The organism is uncultured Campylobacter sp. (assembly GCF_938045465.1).
Classification (GTDB): domain Bacteria; phylum Campylobacterota; class Campylobacteria; order Campylobacterales; family Campylobacteraceae; genus Campylobacter_B.
In genome coordinates this window covers 1-15,242 of sequence record NZ_CALIBF010000011.1, presented here as the reverse complement: position 1 = coordinate 15,242, position 15,242 = coordinate 1, and the positions used below count along the sequence as shown (strand labels likewise).

At 48.1% G+C, this 15,242-nt stretch carries 16 protein-coding genes; 8 read left to right on the top strand and 8 right to left on the bottom strand.

Translation table 11 applies throughout. From position 1 onward, the window contains the following. Positions 1–85: 85 nt before the first annotated feature. From Q0413_RS00645 to accD, 6 genes are all read right to left on the bottom strand, one after another. Complete coding sequence (locus Q0413_RS00645) at positions 86–523, bottom strand: hypothetical protein (RefSeq protein WP_298986238.1); 438 nt, start codon at positions 521–523, stop codon at positions 86–88. 22 nt (positions 524–545) lie between these two features. Then, positions 546–1,472, bottom strand: coding sequence for a tRNA-dihydrouridine synthase (locus Q0413_RS00640; protein ID WP_298986236.1), 927 nt, complete (start codon positions 1,470–1,472; stop codon positions 546–548). A 540-nt stretch (positions 1,473–2,012) separates the two neighbouring features. Then, on the bottom strand, positions 2,013–3,014 hold the full coding sequence (locus Q0413_RS00635) for a LapA family protein (protein ID WP_298986234.1): 1,002 nt from the start codon (positions 3,012–3,014) through the stop codon (positions 2,013–2,015). A gap of 2 nt (positions 3,015–3,016) precedes the next feature. After that, on the bottom strand, positions 3,017–3,373 hold the full coding sequence (gene dksA / locus Q0413_RS00630) for an RNA polymerase-binding protein DksA (RefSeq protein WP_005872423.1): 357 nt from the start codon (positions 3,371–3,373) through the stop codon (positions 3,017–3,019). A gap of 9 nt (positions 3,374–3,382) precedes the next feature. Then, positions 3,383–3,835 carry a 23S rRNA (pseudouridine(1915)-N(3))-methyltransferase RlmH gene (locus Q0413_RS00625; protein WP_298986232.1) on the bottom strand — a complete coding sequence of 151 codons (453 nt, stop codon included), beginning with the start codon at positions 3,833–3,835 and terminating at the stop codon, positions 3,383–3,385. Beyond that, a complete protein-coding gene (accD, locus tag Q0413_RS00620; RefSeq protein ID WP_298986230.1) occupies positions 3,835–4,734 on the bottom strand; it encodes an acetyl-CoA carboxylase, carboxyltransferase subunit beta in 900 nt (299 codons plus the stop codon). The genes Q0413_RS00625 and accD overlap by 1 nt, the downstream gene beginning before the upstream one ends. A 93-nt stretch (positions 4,735–4,827) precedes the next feature. Here accD and recO point away from each other — a divergent pair, with 93 nt between their 5' ends. Then, the gene (gene recO, locus Q0413_RS00615; RefSeq protein ID WP_298986228.1) at positions 4,828–5,442 is read left to right on the top strand and encodes a recombination protein RecO; all 615 of its coding nucleotides are present in this window, start codon (positions 4,828–4,830) and stop codon (positions 5,440–5,442) included. 54 nt (positions 5,443–5,496) lie between these two features. On the opposite strand, the gene Q0413_RS00610 is transcribed toward recO, so the two are convergent. Next, complete coding sequence (locus Q0413_RS00610) at positions 5,497–6,582, bottom strand: hypothetical protein (protein ID WP_298986225.1); 1,086 nt, start codon at positions 6,580–6,582, stop codon at positions 5,497–5,499. Positions 6,583–6,603: 21 nt separating this feature from the next. Further along, positions 6,604–9,450, bottom strand: a complete 2,847-nt coding sequence (gene uvrA / locus Q0413_RS00605) for an excinuclease ABC subunit UvrA (RefSeq protein ID WP_298986223.1) — start codon at positions 9,448–9,450, stop codon at positions 6,604–6,606. A gap of 74 nt (positions 9,451–9,524) precedes the next feature. Between uvrA and Q0413_RS00600 the strand changes: the two genes are divergently transcribed. From Q0413_RS00600 to Q0413_RS00570, 7 genes are all read left to right on the top strand, one after another. Then, positions 9,525–10,685: a hypothetical protein gene (locus Q0413_RS00600; protein WP_298986220.1), complete on the top strand. Its 1,161-nt coding sequence runs from the start codon at positions 9,525–9,527 to the stop codon at positions 10,683–10,685. A gap of 104 nt (positions 10,686–10,789) precedes the next feature. Continuing rightward, complete coding sequence (locus Q0413_RS00595) at positions 10,790–11,263, top strand: hypothetical protein (protein WP_298986217.1); 474 nt, start codon at positions 10,790–10,792, stop codon at positions 11,261–11,263. A 73-nt stretch (positions 11,264–11,336) separates the two neighbouring features. Next, on the top strand, positions 11,337–12,611 hold the full coding sequence (locus Q0413_RS00590) for a spore photoproduct lyase family protein (RefSeq protein WP_298986215.1): 1,275 nt from the start codon (positions 11,337–11,339) through the stop codon (positions 12,609–12,611). 362 nt (positions 12,612–12,973) lie between these two features. Next, the gene (locus Q0413_RS00585; protein ID WP_298986213.1) at positions 12,974–13,642 is read left to right on the top strand and encodes an SDR family oxidoreductase; all 669 of its coding nucleotides are present in this window, start codon (positions 12,974–12,976) and stop codon (positions 13,640–13,642) included. Further along, a complete protein-coding gene (locus tag Q0413_RS00580) occupies positions 13,629–14,114 on the top strand; it encodes a hypothetical protein (RefSeq protein ID WP_298986211.1) in 486 nt (161 codons plus the stop codon). Before Q0413_RS00585 ends, Q0413_RS00580 begins: the two co-directional genes overlap by 14 nt. After that, positions 14,101–14,625, top strand: coding sequence for a hypothetical protein (locus tag Q0413_RS00575; protein ID WP_298986209.1), 525 nt, complete (start codon positions 14,101–14,103; stop codon positions 14,623–14,625). The genes Q0413_RS00580 and Q0413_RS00575 overlap by 14 nt, the downstream gene beginning before the upstream one ends. Before the next feature lie 106 nt (positions 14,626–14,731). Continuing rightward, a partial coding sequence (locus Q0413_RS00570) for a hypothetical protein (RefSeq protein WP_298986207.1) occupies positions 14,732–15,242 on the top strand: 511 nt, incomplete at its 3' end.

Below are 15,242 nucleotides of genomic sequence, written 5' to 3'. Positions count from 1 at the left end.
GTCTTTTAACGCGCGGGCTGTGATTGTAAGCGGCGACCAAGAATTTCAAGGCGAAATTCTGCACTAAATTTTAAAATTCCGCGCGCTAGGACTTGGACGGATAAATCTGCTTTAAGACCTCGGCTACGACGATCATAAAAAGAACGATAGATATTAATGCGCTAAGCAATGCGGAATAGAAGTCAACAAGGTTTGTATCCGAAATGCAAACAGCCGCAATTATTATCCCTAAATATGGCGATAGTATCCAAATCGCCACGATCGGCAAAAACAGATTGACGAAAAAATTCACAAGCCTATCAAAATCCTTTAGCTTTTTGGCAAGCACCGCGCAAACCCCGCAAAAAGATATCCACAAAAATATGAAATATACGCACTTCTGCTGTAGCCATTCTATTGGATCGTCATCCCAGACGCTAGACGTGTCAAAAATCCGCCATACCACAAAATCGCCCAAGCTCGAAATATTCATCAAGCAAAAACCCATCGAAAATGCGCAGGCTATAATTTTTAAAATAATCATCAGAGTTCCTAAAATTCTAAATTTAGCTAAAAAATTCCTCGATCAGCCGAGTCATTTCGCTCTCGGTGGCGACGTGGTTGATCTGCTCGCGAAAGCTTGCGGCATTTTCGCGCCCCTTGGAGTATTCGTGCAGATGCTTGCGAAATATCGCCACGCCGTGGCTACCGTAATGGCTAAGCATTTGAGCGAAATGATAGAGCACGACCTCTCTTTTTAGCGCGTCACTTGCCTGCTCGCCCGTTTTGATCTCGCGAAAGATCCACGGCCTGCCGATTACCGCGCGACCGATCATCAGCGCGTCTGCGCCGCTAAGGTCTCGCACTGCGGGCGCATTGGAGGAGTTTATGTCGCCGTTTGCGATCACGGGGATTTGCAGCGCGCGTTTGGCTCTTGCGATCGCGCCGTAATCCACTGCCGCGCTGTATCCGCCCGCTCTGGTACGTCCGTGAATAGCGATAAAATCAGCTCCTGCGCTTTGTACGGCGCGCGCGATATTTTCGATATCCACGGCGCCGAAGCCCAGCCGCACCTTCGCGCTCGTAAATTTTTTGTTCGAATACTTTTTTATAGTCTCGACCAAGCGCGATAGACGGGGTGGATCAAGTAACAGCGCCGAGCCGGCGCCCTGTTTTACGACTTTGGGGACGGGACAGCCGCAGTTTAGATCGATGCCGTCGATGCCGTCAAATTTATTGATGAGAAAAACCGCCTTTTTTATGATTTCCGCATCGCTGCCTGCGATCTGCACGAAAAATGGGGTTTCCGCGGCGTTTTTTTCGAGCATCTTTAGCGTCTTTTCGCCCTCGAAAACAAGGGCGTTTGCGCTTATCATCTCGCTTACGGTCGCGTCACAGCCGAATTTTTTCACTACGCCCCGCAGTGGCGGATCCGAAAAGCCCGCCAAAGGCGCCAAAAATAGAGGGTCTCTTTTAAAAAAATCTTTTGTCATTTTAAATTTCTTATTTTGATTTCGTTTGAATTTAAACCTTTAAATTTAACGCCGCAGCGCTTGCAGCGGATTTTGCCGCGAGCTTTAAAATTTAAATTTCATAGGCTGCGGTATTCGCATTTAGGCGCGAATTTTATTTTTAAGCTTAGCTAATTTACATGGCGGCAAAAACGGCAGCAAGGATGATCGCCACTAAATTTTATTTGCGCGGCAAACCTGGCAAGCAGCTTGCAAAACGCCGCGCGGATTTTAAAATTTCATCACTTTTATTCGGCTAGCAAGTCTTGCGCTTTACGTTTAAATTTTAAATTTCGTAGCATAAATACAAAACCCGTTTATACGCGCACTACGCAAGCAAATCTTTTAAATTTTACCGCTTGCGCGCATTGATTTTTCGATAAATTTTGAAATTTCAAATTTGCGCGAGTTGGAATTTTATCCGCACTTTAAATTTTATCGCGCAGGCTGTGTTTAATAGCCACAAAGAACTTAAAAGCAATCTCTCTTACCCGCATAAAACGAACTCGTAAAATTACCGAGCTAAAATAACAGCGACGCAGGAACGTTTTTGCCGTTGTCACGCAAAAATAACAGAATTTTAAACTTCTCAAACTCGTCGCCGTCGGCAAGGCTTAGCTGCTCTCTAAACTCGTCGATCATGCCAAGCTCATATAACGCGTACAGATATGCCTCACTCGCTTCTTGATTCTCGTTTTTGAGCCGCTCGAAAAAGGCTTTGTATTGCTCTGGAGCGAGATGATTTTTTAGCTTTTTAGCAAAGCCGATAAAATCCTGCTCGCTAAATTTTTCATTATTTACAAGATCGAAAAGCTCCTCGCTACTGATCTCAAAGCTCGCGTCATTCACCGCGCGATCCACTAAAATATTTACCTCGGCTATATCTTGAGGAATTTTATAGGCCTTGATCTTATCGTAGCTTCCTTTGGCAAGCGCTACGGCATAGGCTTTTTTAGTGATATTTTCGCTATAAACGCCCTTGGTTTTTAAAATTTCATACGCATACGCAGGCTCAGCGTCGAGGCGGTTGAGCTCGTTTTGCAAAAATAGTCCGTTATCTTTAGGAAGTTTATATTTTCGCAGATCCGCCACTTCGCCGTTTTTAACCTTCTCAATAACACCTATGACCTCTTTTAGATCCTCATTTTTGACATCTATGCCAGTGCTATCGTACCACGGAGATAAAATTTTAGTAAGCTCGCTTGGGTCTTTAAAATACTCGGTTTTAAAGTCTTTATTGGTATCAAGACCCAGCAAAACCTCTTTACTCATCGCATCGTACGCGCTTAGGTCCTTTGCGATCGCCCTTTTTGTGCGGTAAAAAGCAAAGCTATGAAAAACGATATGAAAAATCGCCAAAATCATATATAAAATTAACGGCAGTACGATCCACACCGCCACAGGAAGCGTAAGCGTAAAACCGAAAAGCCCCAGTGTATAGCTACTGCTTTGCTGCGTAAAAACTAAAATCGCGACGATTGCGATATAGACGATCGAATATAAAAAGAATTGCTTGGTTTTCATAGCTAACTCCTATTTTGCTTTTCCGCCTGTTCCTTGCACGAAATGCACAATCTCGCCTCCGGATTTACTTTAAGACGCTCTAAGCTTATCTGCTCACCGCAGCTTTCGCAAAGCCCATAAGTGCCGTTTTCGATACGTTTAAGCGCACTTTCAATCTCTAAAAACGCCTTTTGTTGATTAACATTGAGCGAGTATTCGATGCTTAAATCCGTATTCATGCTCGCTACGTCAAAATCATCCGCAGCTTTATTTTCGCGCAATTCCGAAATTTCATTTACAGAGCTATTAATATTGGCGATGAGTTGCTCTCTTTTTTCTTCTAAAATTTTCTTGTAAAATTTCAACTCGTTTTTCTTCATTACTTCCCTTTATTTGTGATATGGATGGTTTGCGTTAATACACAGTGCGCGAAAAATTTGCTCAAAGAGCAAAAGTTTAGCGATTTTGTGCGCTAACGTAAGCCTACTAAGACTGATTATTTTATCGGCTTTTGCCTTAAAATTTTCACTAAGCCCGTAAGCGCCACCGATGAAAAATGACACGCTACTTTTATCCTTTAGCATACTCGCAAATTCCACGCTATCTAGCTCCTGTCCGCGCTCATCCAAAGCTACGACGTATCCGCTAAGGCGCGGTAGATAAGCTTCATCATACGCCTTAAGCGCTAGCTCAGCAGATGTGCTTTGAGCGCGAGCGATATTAGCGTTAAAAAATATATCATCTCGCACCGCGGCAAATTTAGTCGCCATTTTTTTATAATCGCTTATCGCGCCTGCGAACTCGTCCGTGCCCTTTTGGATGGAATTTACCGTTATCTGCACTACTCTTCGCTTCCCTCTTCGTGCAGCGACTTATCGCTCATATCGTCAATCTGCACGGCGTTTTTGCTAAGCACGTTGATTATATCGCTTAGATACTGCCTCATCTCAGCTCTAGGCACGATCGCATCAATTAGTCCGTGCTCAAGCAGAAATTCCGATCTTTGAAAGCCCTCCGGCAGATCCGCGCCTATGGTTTGCTTGATAACGCGCTGTCCGGCAAAGCCAATGAGAGCGCCGGGCTCTGCGATGATAATATCTCCCAGCCATGCAAACGACGCGCTCACGCCGCCCATTGTAGGATCGGTAAGAACGGAGATGAATGGAATTTTATGCTCGGATAAAATTTTAAGCGCGGCGGAGGTTTTGCTCATTTGCATTAGCGAAAAGGTGCTTTCTTGCATCCTTGCGCCACCACTTGCGCTTACGATGATTAGCGGCTCGTTTTTATCCAGACTGCGTTTTACGGCGCGGACGATCTTTTCGCCCTCCACGGAGCCCAGGCTTCCGCCCATGAAGTTAAAATCAAACACCACGAGCTGAATTTTTTGGCGACTTATAGCGCCCTCGCCCGCGATCACCGCACTAAACCTGCCGGTTTTTTCCTTGCTCTCGGAGATGCGCTTTTTGTAGGATTTTTTATCGACGAATTTTAGTGGATCGACGGGCTGCAAATTTTTATCGAACTCCACGAACGAGCCCTCGTCGCAGATCAGATCGATGCGAGCCTGCGCGTCAAAACGAAGGTGATAGTTACACTTGGGGCAAACGCTATGATTTTGCTCGACCTCTTTGCTATACATCAGTGCGCCACATCCCGGGCACTTTATCCAGTGCGTAGGAGCTTCGCTCGGCGCAGGTTGCGTCCTACGTATTTTTGAAAATAGATCTCCAAAATTCATATGATTTCCTTTAAATTCTATGAAATGAAACTTCTGATTATAACCTAAAATTCTTTATTTAAATTTATATGTGAATTTCGCTAAAATAGGAAAATGCAAGGATTTATATTAAAAACGACCAAGGTTAGGGATGAGGACTGCATCGTAGATGTGCTGAGCGAAAGTGCGCTCGTGCGTGCGTATCGCTTCTACGGCGCGCGCCACTCAAACATTATCCAGGGCTATAAAATCGATTTCGAGCTCTCGCAAAATCAAAACTTCCTCCCTCGTCTTAGCGGTGTGATGCATCTAGGATACGCGTGGCTCGGAAACCGCGAGAAGCTGCTATTTTGGCAGCAATTTATGCGGCTTTTACACGCGCATCTAAAAGATGCCGAGCATCTGGATAAATTCTATTACGAGCTGCTAAACCGCGCTGCTGTGCGCTTTGGCAAACAAAATCCGCGCCGCATAATCGTAGAAAGCTACGCCGAAATTTTAAAATTTGAGGGGCGGTTGCACGACGAGCCGTATTGTTTTTTATGCGACGAAGAAATTTTAGAAAATATCGCGCTATGCCGCGGCTTTTTGCCCGCGCACGAGCTTTGCGCGCAAAGAGCGGGCTTTGCGCAGGATGAAATTTTAGAATTTTTACGAAGCAAAAAGACACTAAATTTAAACGACGAAACGGTAGGATATCTTTACGACATTGTAGCAGAGGGATTTTAATCTCAAAAAAAGCAAACTAGTACGGAATTTTAAAATACATAATCTAATCAAATTTTAAAATTTAAATTTTCTAAATTCTATCTTTTCGTTGAAAATCGACATCGTGCGTTGCAGGTTGCTTATATCTTTTTGCATCGTCTGCATAAAATAATCTCTCAGCTGCAGATACTCCTCTTTATTTGCCATCAAGATATTTAGTATCTCGACCTCAGCGTTTTCCTTATAAAGCACGAGCTGATCGTGAAGACCGAAAAAGCCGAGGCTGCCGTTAAGCAGATGCATATAGGCTTTGGTAGTTAAAATAGAAAAGCAAAAAGTAAAAATTATCGCCACGCCATTGATCGGCTCTCCCGTCGTATAGCAGCCGAGCAAAAACCAAAGAACAAGAAAGACCTTTATATAAATAGGTATTTTTTGCTTCCAGCTCCATCTCCAGTCAAAGCTTAAAGCCATAGCGCCGATTGTATTTATCTCGAACGTTTTACGAATCTTATTTTTATTGTAATATAAAATTTTATCGTTATAAAACACGAAGTATGCGCCGTCTCTATTCATAAAATTTGTTACGAATATTACCAAGACCAAAGGAAGGAGGCGAAACATTTTAATGCTTATGGGATTTACAATAGTGGCAAATGCAAGCGCTATTAACAAGCCTACCATAGTAGGAATTATAGAGTATTTCATATAGTCATAATAAGTATGATCTTTGATGATTATCGGCTCTTTGTCGTAATCTCTAGCCTTGGAATTCTGCGGTAAGACGCCGCTGTCATCGGATATAAAATTTTGCTGCTCTATGTTGTTTACACAGGCGGAATTCTGATCCGCTTCGGCTTCTAAATTTAAAGCGTCAGGAGCGGAATTCGGTGCTTTAGAATTCAGAGATTCGAAATTCGGAGGTTCAGAATTCAGGATTTCAAAATTCGAGGCTTCGAAATTTAAGGTTCTAAAATTAGAAGCTTCAAAATTTGAGACTTCGGAATTCGAGATTTCGGAATTTTGAGCTTTGAAATTCGAGACTCCAAAATTCGATGTTCCAGAATTTTCGCCGTTAGAATTTTGTTCTAAGCCTTGCTTAGGCTCTTGATGCCGCTTTTGTAGTAGCTTTCTTAATTCATCTAGCCTGCTTTGATCCATTCTTGCCCCCGGTAAGACGTTTCAACCTCGCTTATTTTTGCTTGCGCTCTTCATCGCCGCTAGCTCCTGCGCCAAAAATTCCCCCGTGTAGCTACCTGTCTTTTTAAAATCTTTCGCGAGCTTTTCTGGGGTGCCGCAAGCGACGATCTGTCCGCCGCCCTCGCCGCCTTCGGGCCCCATGTCGATGATGTAATCGCAGTTTTTGATGACGTCCAGATTGTGCTCGATCACAAAGACGGAATTTCCCAGATCGACCAAATGGTGCAGCACCGCCACCAGGCGATCTACGTCTGCAAAATGTAGCCCCGTCGTGGGTTCGTCCAGGATATATAGCGTATTGCCCGTGTCGGTGCGGCTTAGCTCCTTGGCGAGCTTGACGCGCTGTGCCTCGCCGCCGCTAAGCGTCGTGGCGGGCTGTCCGAGCGAAACGTAGCCGAGCCCGACGTCCGCGAGCGTTTTTAGCTTTTGATAAATTTTAGGCACGGCTTTGAAAAACTCGAGCGCCTCGTCGATACTCATCGCCAAAACGTCGGCTATGCTTTTGTTTTTGTATAGAATTTCAAGCGTCTGCGCGTTGTATCTCGTGCCGTGGCAGACGTCGCAGACGACGCTGATATCGGGCAGGAAGTGCATCTCGATCGTGATCTCGCCCTCGCCCGCGCATTTTTCGCAGCGCCCGCCCTTGACGTTGAAGCTGAAGCGCCCGATCTTGTATCCGCGCAGCTGCGCTTCTTTCGTCGCGGCAAAAAGCGCGCGGATCTCGTCCATCACCCCCGTGTAGGTCGCGGGATTGCTGCGCGGGGTGCGTCCGATCGGGGTTTGATCCAGATAGATCACTTTATCCAGGCTCTCAAGCCCCGAAATTTTAGCGTTCTTTACCGCGTGCACCTTTCTGGCGCGATTTAGCTCCTCAAGTGCCGTCGGCAGGATGGTTTGCAGCACCAAGGAGCTCTTGCCGCTGCCGCTAACGCCCGTGATGCCGACTAAATTTCGCAGCGGAAATTTTGCGCAAAGGCCGTGGATGTTATTGATATTTACGTTTTTGATGCTTAGCCAAAGCTCCTGCTTACGGTGCTTTTGGTAGTTTATCTCCTTTTGGTTATTTAGATACAGCGCGGTTTGCGTATTGCTTTTAAGCAGATGCGCGACGTCTCCTGCGAATACGACCTCGCCGCCTAAATTGCCTGCCCCAGGGCCGATATCTACGACGAAGTCCGCCGCCTCGATCGTCTTTTTATCGTGCTCGACGACGATTACGGAATTTCCCTTTTCCTGTAAGCTTCGTAGCGTCTTGATGAGCTTTTGCGTATCGCGCTCGTGAAGCCCGATGCTAGGCTCGTCGAGCACATACATCACGCCGCTAAGACCAGAGCCGATCTGGCTTGCGATACGGATACGCTGCGCCTCGCCGCCGCTGATGGTGCGCGCATCGCGCCCCAGCGTGAGGTATCCAAGCCCCACATCCTTTAAGAAAAACAGCCGCTCGTTGATCTCTTTTAGGATTGGCGCAGCGATCTGCGCGTCCTTTTCGCTTAAATTTGAAAACCGCTTCTCGTCGCTGAAAAATTCCACGCAGTCTGAGATACTCATATTTATCACGTCGCCGATACCCTTGTCTGCGACCTTTACGGCTAGGCTTTCGGGGCGCAGGCGCAGTCCGCCGCAGTCGGGGCAAATTTTTTCGCTCATATAATCGTCCAGATCGCTTTCGTTTTTGAGCAGATCGTAGGCATATTTGATCGCGCCCTCAAATTTACGCACGAGTTTATGTTTTTTCCAGTAAAAATCGATCTCTTTGACGCTGCCGTAGAGGATCAGCTTTTTTTGCTCCTCACTTAAATTTGCATACGGAATTTTGACGTTTATGCCGTTTGCTTCGCAAAATCCGAGTAAAAATTTATAGTAATAGCTCTTGTTAAAGCCCGACATCACTTTAATCGCGCCGCCCTCGATCGAGGCGTTTTCGTTGATGATCTTGCCCAGATCGAGGCTAAATTTTATCCCCAGCCCGTCGCAGCTCTCGCACGCGCCCTTTGGGGAGTTGAAGCTAAACGCGAGCGGCTCGAGCGGCTTGAATGAAATTTTACAATCAAAGCACGCCATATGCTCGCTGTAGTGGATCAGGCTCTGCGCGAGCCCCAGCTCGGCGGCGTTTGCGATCTCCACCTCAAGCTCGCCGAAGCTGAGCTTGAGCGCCTTTTCGACGTCGCTTGCGATACGGATGGAATTTTCCTCGTCGATGGTCGTGCGGTCGATGATGACCTTGATCGAGTGCTTTTTCGTCTTGCTCAGCTCGATCTCCTCGTCCAGCCGCACCAGCACGCCGTCGATCTGAGCGCGCACATAGCCCTGCTCGCGTAGGCTCTGTAGCATATCGGCGAAACTGCCCTTTTTCTCGCGCACCAAGGGCGCTCCCAAAATCACCTTCGCGCCACTCGGCAGCTTCATAATCTCGGCGATGATGTCGCTGGAGCTCATCTTTGAGATCGGCTTGCCGCATTTGTGGCAGTGCTGCACCCCTACGCGCGCATATAAGAGGCGCAGATAGTCATAAATTTCGGTGATCGTGCCCACCGTAGAGCGCGGGTTTTTCGACGTCGTTTTTTGATCGATCGCGATCGCAGGCGTCAGACCGTCGATCTTATCGACGTCGGGCTTGCCTACGCGGTCTAAAAATTGCCTCGCGTAGCTGCTTAGGCTCTCGACGTATCTGCGCTGCCCCTCGGCATATAGCGTATCAAACGCCAACGTGCTCTTGCCGCTGCCGCTAAGACCGGTAAAAACGACGAGTTTGTCCTTTGGAATTTGCAAATTTATATTTTTCAGATTGTGTTCGCGCGCGCCAGTGATGGTGATGAGATCGTTCATTTTCGCCCTTTTGTGCAAATTAATCTTACATTATAGCTCAAATTGTTAAAATGCGGTTTTAACAAAGGCGGCAAATGATACTGATCTGTACGGCTTTGCGCTGCGAAGCCCAAGCGATAATCGAGAGTTTTAAACTTACGCGCAGCGGCGATCTGTTCGCAGGCGAGCAGATGCTTCTATACATCTGCGGCGTGAGGTTTGGAGCTAAATTTAAAGCGGGCGCTGCAGGCGGCATAGAAATAGAATTTAAGAGCGAACCCGGCGCGGAATTTGTTCGCCGTGCCGATGCAGACGCGGAATTCGGGCGTGAGCTTCGCAAGGATCGGCGCGGCGCGGACGTGGAATTTGAGCACCGTTCGGATGCGGGCGCGCTCTGCGGCGGCGGCACAGAAGCAGGCTCCGCGCAAAATGCGACTGAAGATTTTGAAATTTTAGATCTTGGCTGCGCGCAAAATTCAGAGCGCTTCGGCGAAATTTTACTTTCGCGGCGCGTGGACTTTGCGCTAAACATAGGAGTCTGCGGCTGCGAGGATACAAACGTGCAAATCGGCGAGGCGTTTTACTTTGACGGCACGACAGCGCAGGAATTTTACGGCGAGGACGGATCGAAATTTTATCGCTCGCAGGTTGGGGAACACAGCGAGCAGGCTCTAAAATTTCAAAACGTTTGCGAGCGGGAATTTTGCGGCGCGAGTTTAGACGGCAAGCTGCGAGCAAATTTAATCTGCGTGAGCGAGCCTAAAATTTTAAACGCAACGGAGTGGACTGATGTAAAAAATATCGCAGCGATCGAAGCGTGCGGCGAAATAAACGCACAAGCCCTAACGCAAGAGGCAAACGACGCGGCAGATACAAAAAATTTCACGCGCGACGCGACGCGGGCTGAAATACAAAGCTTAACGCAAGTCAAGGCGCAAAATTTATCGAGCGTAAAACCCTCACAAATCGCGGTAGGTGAGTGCAGCGCTGCGACAAATACCGCAGCGCGCGCAGCACAAAATACGCCGTGCACGGCAAAGGGCGCTACTTGCGGGTGCACAAATCACTACGTTACGCTTTACGATATGGAGAGCGCGCTTTTTGTTAATGCTTGCAAGCGCGCGGGCGTGCCGTGGGCGATGATGAAGATCGTAAGCGATCATCTGCGCGGCGAGCGGCTTAGTAAAAGCTTCGTCTATGAACTCATAAAGGCGCGCCTGCCGCAAATCCGCACCGCGATAAAGGGCAAAATTTAACTACTAGAGCGTATGCAAAAAACCGAGCCGAGAGATAAAATTTTGGCTTCATATGCCGAATACGACGCGGAATTAGAAAGTATTGCATAGTTACAGGAGAAACGATGAAAATAAAAGGCTCTTATCTATGTTTCGCCCTCTTGGCATGCGCGTGCGTCGCGGCTTGCGCGTATGCCGTGGCGGATTTGTTCGCGGATCTGCCCTCTTTGGTCTTTTTAGCTCTTTTGCTCGCATTTGCCTGTATCGGGCTATGGCCAAAAGACGCTCTAATAGGCGCGCGCTACCTATTTTACTGCGTCTGCGTGCAGCTACTTTTTGCAGCGGCCATATTCGCCGTTCATAAATTCCCCGCCATGGCGCAGTTCGTGCGCAGTGCAGAGATAGGCATCGACGGCGTGCCGCTAGGTATCGCTCTGCTCGTGCTGCCCGCGTTTTTCTGCGCCCTGCCGTATTACTACCGAACGGGCGTCAAAAAAATCCCGCAAAAGCTCATACTCGGCGGAATTTTGATCCTAAACGTCGCTATTACGCTAGCTTACGCTCTCTATTTCGAGCGACTATTCTGCGGCGCGATCTGAAATTTCAACGATTTTCAGTGACGGCGCGCGAAATTTAAGTATAATTTGCAAAATTTAAACGAAGCGGAGCAAGATGACGGAGGCGAAAAAGGAGCTAGGTGCGCAGTTTGGCGTGAATCTGGACGAGCGATCGAGCGCGTTTTTAGGCGCGCTATTTGAGAAATTTCACTTTTCATTTCAGCAACGAAAGCAGCTTGCGGAGTTTGCGAGCGATTTTGAGGCGTGGGACGAGACGCCCGTTTATGAGCTGCTTGCGGATGGGCAGTGCGGGCTAAATTTTAATAAAGCCAAATTTAATAAAGCGGGGAAAGTCCCGAGCGGCGAGCAAATTTTTAATTTCGTGCGCGAAGCCTGGCTTGAGCTAAAGTCTCGCCCGCACTCGTACGCGAGCTTCAAAAGCGATTACGCGCCGAAAAAATTTGAAATTTCCTCCTTTCGCGCAGACCGTATCGCTTTGGGCCGCTGTCCGGTAGCGAGCGAAAACACGCGCTGCTGCAATCTGCTGACGCTAGATGCGGTCAATTCGTGCGGCTTTGACTGCTCGTATTGCGCGATCGGCTCATTTTACAAGCACGGGAAAATCGGCTTTGACGAGAATTTTGCGGCAAATTTAGCGCGGCTGCGGCTCGATCCCGCGCGTAGCTACCACATCGGCACAGGGCAGAGCTCCGACTCGCTCATGTGGGGCGATCGCTTCGGCATTTTAAGCGCGCTATGCGATTTTGCGGCGCGGCATCAAAACGTGATTTTGGAGCTTAAAAGCAAGTCGAACAATATCCGGTTTTTCCTGCAGCGCGAGATCCCGCGCAACCTCATCGTTACATTTTCGCTAAATACGCCCGCGATCATTGCGAACGAGGAGCATCTAAGCGCGAGCCTGGATGCGCGGCTGGCTGCAGCCGAAGCGCTCGCGGCGCGCGGCATTTTGGTGGGCTTTCACCTCCACCCGATGGTTTGGTACGAGGGGTGGCAAAGCGATTACGGCGCGCTTTTTGAGCAGCTGCTGCGCCACTTTGATCCAAGCGGCGTCGCGATGGTCTCGCTCGGCACGCTTACCTTCATCAAACCCGTCGTCAAGAAGCTACGCTCGCGCGGGCTGCGGAGCAAAATTTTACAGATGCCCCTTACGGACGCGAACGGCAAGCTCTCATACCCGCTGCAGATCAAGCGCGAGCTTTTTAAATTTGCCGCGGACGCGCTTTCGCCGTGGCGCGAGTGGGTGTTTTTCTACCTCTGCATGGAGGATGCGAGCCTGTGGCGCGAGGTTTTGGGGCACGAGTACGAAAGCAATGACGCGTTTGAGGAGGCGATGAAAGCGGCGTATTTCGCAAAGATATGGCGGCGCTAGACGCGCTGTTTGTCGCAGACGTCGCGGCCTGTGCCGGCTCGCATGCGGTGCCGAGGATACAGCGCGAAATTTGCGGCGAGCGAGCGATTAAAATTTAGCGGCACACCCGGCTTTATAAAATTAAATTTTATAAATCGTGCGGGGCGGGTACAGCGAACGGCGATGAAATTTTACAAAACGCTCGCACAGCAAAATGCCGCGGGCTAAATTTAAAATTTTACCGCGCAGGTCGGCGGCGCGGATTGTTCAGACCGCGCAAATTTGGCGGCAAATACAGCGGGTAATAAATTTAGCGCAGCGAAATTTGTATAGTGCGCTAAGCTTAACGCGCCGAAGCGGCATTAAAATTTAAAGGAGAAAAGATGAAAGCATTGATCACGGGCGCAAGCGGCGGTATCGGCAGCGCGGTTGCGGAGCTTTTGCGGCAAAACGGCTATGAAATTTTAACGCTAAGCTCGCGCTTTGAGGATACGTACGCGCTAGCGAAGGAGTGCCGCGCGCTGGCTGCGGCGTGTGAGATTGACGCACTGATTTTATGCGCGGGTACGGCGAAATTTGCGCCGCTTGAGGCGATGAGCGAGAGCGAAATTTTAAAAATTTTAAACGTAAATCTTGCCGCAAATATCATCATCACGCGCACGCTTTTGCCGAATTTAAAGCGCAACCGCGCCCATATCATCGGCATTAGCTCGATCGAGGCGCTGCGATCTAGCCGCTTTAGCGCGGTTTATAGCGCGAGCAAGGCGGGGTTGCGGGCGTTTCTGCTCTGCCTTTTTGAGGAGGCGCGCAAGCAGATCAGAGTAAGCTGCATCAACCCTGACATCACCAAAACGCCGTTTTACGAGGATTTGGGCTTCGAGCCTGCAGATGATGAAGCAAGCTTCGTGGATGCGGGGGAGATCGCAAATTTCACGCTGCAAATTCTGCGCACGAAGTCCAACGTAAGCGAGTTTACGATCCGCCCGCAGATCGTAAATCTGCGGAAAAAATCAAAATTTAATCGCGAAGGGGGCGAGCTTGAAAATCGGTAAAAGTCATGTTTTTGTGCTAGCTGTGGCGCTTATTATTATTTATGCCGCGTTTGTAAGCGGTAGCGGCGGGTATTGTAGCGCGAGAGAATTTTTTTCAGGCAGGCATGATGAGGAAGATGATGCCTGCATCGCTAAGCTGATAAAGCGCGCAGACGACGGAAATAGTTTTACAGAAAGTAGGCTTAGATACCCAACTATGGAATATATCAAGCGAGTGTGCGAAAAGGGAGTGGAAAGCTTGGGTGAGCGAGAAAGATTTTATTTCGAGCGTTATAGTAAAGATCGTTGTAGTGCTTGGGGCTTTAAAACGCCTAAATCAAAAGACGGCGAAGCAAATACGACGAGCAGCGATACGAACGCAACGGACGGCGAGGGAAATTTAACGCGCAAAGGTACGAATACGATCCGCAATGAAGCAGGCGCGATCAAACGCGATATAAATTCTACGGGAGGATTAGATGCCGGACAATAAAGCGAGCTTGAAAGCTAGTAAAAGTCAAATTTTTTTGTTAATCGTAGGGGTTGTTATTCTGTGCGCCCTATATATAAACAACAGTGGCGCGTATTGCAACATTTGGGAATCTTTTTTAAACAACAAGGGCGAAGAGGATGATGCCTGTATAGCCAAGCTGATAAAGCGCGCGGATGCTGGCGACGATCACGCGTTAAATCGACTAATGTATCCGAGTCAGGCATATATCAAGCGCACATGCGAAAAGGGAGTAGAAAACTTGAGCGAGCGTGAGAGATATTATTTCCAAGGTTTCGGCGGAGATCGCTGCGAGATTTGGGGCTTTAAAACGCCCAAATCAAAGGGCGGAAAAGCAGGTACGACGAGCGGCGGCGGTAATTTAGCGCGAGGCGATGCAAACGCAACGGACGGCGAGGGAAATTTAACGAGCGGTGAGAGAAACAACGTCGAAGCCGGCACTACGGGCAACAAGGCGGACAAGACGAAGCGCGAAGGAAATTCTACGGAATAGCAAAATGCTGAGCGATAAGATTAGCCTTGAGGGCGATATCGTAAATTTTATGCCGTTGGTCAAATCTATGAAAAAATGAGTTAAAATTTATTACTCAAGGAAAAACATGGTAAAAAAGAGATCTTTAAAAATAAAAGGAAGCATATCGATTGTCATAATCCTGCTTTGGGTTTATTTTTTGATTACGACGCTGGGCGGTGATAGATACTGCGGCATATGGGATTATATCGCAAATAGTGAAGAGGATGACGCCTGCATCGCCAAGCTGATAAAGCGCGCAGATGAGGGTAGTGAATTAGCGCTCAATCGGCTTAGATACCCTAGCAAGGCGTATATCAAGCGCGTATGCGAAAGGGGAGTGGAAAACTTAAGTGAGCGAGAGAGATATTATTTCGAGCGTTTAGGCGTAGATCGTTGCGAAGCTTTAAATTTTAAAGATAACGAAGCAAATACGACGAGCGGCGGCGGTAATTTAGCACGAGGCGATACGAACGCGACGGACGGCGAGAGAAATTTAATGCGCGCCGAGGCAAACAACGGCAAATCTGACACTGCGGACAGCAAGGCGGACAAGACGAAGCGCAAAGGAAATTCTACGGAAGAACAAAATGCTGGGC